The organism is Fulvivirga aurantia, assembly GCF_009711475.1.
Classification (GTDB): Bacteria; Bacteroidota; Bacteroidia; order Cytophagales; family Cyclobacteriaceae; genus Fulvivirga; species Fulvivirga aurantia.
This window is the reverse complement of the sequence record NZ_SMMD01000307.1, coordinates 1-1,670: the sequence shown is the minus strand read 5'-3', so window position 1 is coordinate 1,670 and position 1,670 is coordinate 1. Positions and strand designations below refer to the sequence as shown.

The 1,670-nt window shown below is 38.0% G+C and carries 2 protein-coding genes; both read left to right on the top strand.

Annotated elements, in window-relative coordinates; all coding sequences use genetic code 11:
- Positions 1–762, top strand: a 762-nt coding sequence (locus E1176_RS01355; RefSeq protein ID WP_155208784.1) for a 2,3,4,5-tetrahydropyridine-2,6-dicarboxylate N-succinyltransferase, incomplete at its 5' end; no start/stop codon positions are given.
- A 135-nt stretch (positions 763–897) separates the two neighbouring features.
- Positions 898–1,670 (top strand): DUF3108 domain-containing protein (locus E1176_RS01350; RefSeq protein ID WP_155208783.1); only part of this gene is annotated, 773 nt, incomplete at its 3' end.

Genomic DNA, 1,670 nt, shown 5'->3' with positions numbered 1-1,670 from the left:
AAGGAGAAAGATGTGCAAATAGCGGTAAAGACAATTGTAGATGACCTTGATTGTGGCGAGCGAAGAGTAGCAGAGCCAAACGGTGATGATTGGGTTGTAAATGAATGGATTAAGAAGGCTGTTATCTTATATTTTCCTTTGATGAAAATGAAAACGATTGAAGTCGGACCTTTTGAGTTTCACGATAAAATTGGCTTGAAAAGTAATTATGAAAAATTAGGAGTGAGGGTTGTTCCTCACGCAATTGCGAGATATGGTTCTTTTGTAAACTCCGGTGTGGTGATGATGCCCTCATATGTAAATATTGGTGCCTATGTAGATAGTGGCACTATGGTAGATACATGGGCCACTGTTGGTAGTTGTGCTCAAATTGGCAAAAACGTACACTTAAGCGGTGGAGTTGGTATTGGAGGTGTTTTAGAGCCTGTGCAAGCCGCTCCGGTAATTATAGAAGATAATGCCTTTATTGGGTCAAGATGTATCATTGTAGAAGGTGTGCGTATTGGTAAAGAAGCTGTATTAGGAGCCAATGTGGTGCTTACAGCCAGTTCTAAAATAATAGATGTAACAGGCCCTGAAGCTGTTGAAAGAAAAGGTTATGTGCCAGATCGCTCTGTTGTTATTCCAGGGTCTTATACCAAAAAATTTGCAGCAGGAGAGTATCAGGTACCTTGTGCGCTCATAATTGGTAAAAGAAAAGAAAGTACTGATAAGAAGACCTCACTTAATCAGGCTTTGAGAGAAAACAATGTAGCTGTGTAAATACAGACTTATTATACAATTATTAAAGGCCTATTTGCAAAAATCGCAGCAAATAGGCCTTTTTCTTTAGCTCTCAATTTACTTTTTGGCACTTACTTTGTTACTTTGTTAGGTATACATATAAAAATTTTAGCAATGATTCGCTTTATATCTATACTTCTCCTCTTATCACTTTCAGCTTTTATGACAGCCGACAAGGATGCGGTGTATCCAAAGGTTGATTATAGCAGTTTCGCTCGTGGTGAAAAACTTACCTATAGAGTCAATTTTGGCATTTTTACGATAGGTAAGGGCGAAATGATTATCAGTGACAAGCTATATAAAATCAATAAAAGAGACTGCTATAAGGTAGATGTTTATGGCAAAACCAGTGGTATGGTAGACTGGGTGGCTAGAGTAGATGACCATTGGGGAGCATATGTAGATACAGCAGCACTGGTTCCACACATTTCTTATCGTAACATCAAAGAAGGCAACTATCGAAAAAACGAAATGGTGCGCTTTGATCACGAGCATGATGTATTGGAAACAAAAACTATCAATAAAAAAACCGGAAAGTGGAAGGAGCCTATTCTTTACGGAGCTCCTGATAATGTGAGAGAAATGTTGTCAGGGTTTTTGTACCTGCGGACAATGGATTTTTCACAAATGAAAAAAGGAGACATATTTACCATCAGTGGGTTTTTTGAAGACATGTTTTATGAGCTCGATGTAAAATACAGAGGGAAAGAAAAAGTCAAAACAAAGGCAGGGAAATTTAGAGCCATAAAGCTAGAGCCAATAATGCCGGATAATGAATTATTTGATGGGGAAGATTCAATACTAGCATGGATATCTGATGATGAAAATAAAATTCCGTTAAAGGTTGAGGCTAAGATGTTCATCGGTCATACTGGTGTAGAGTTATC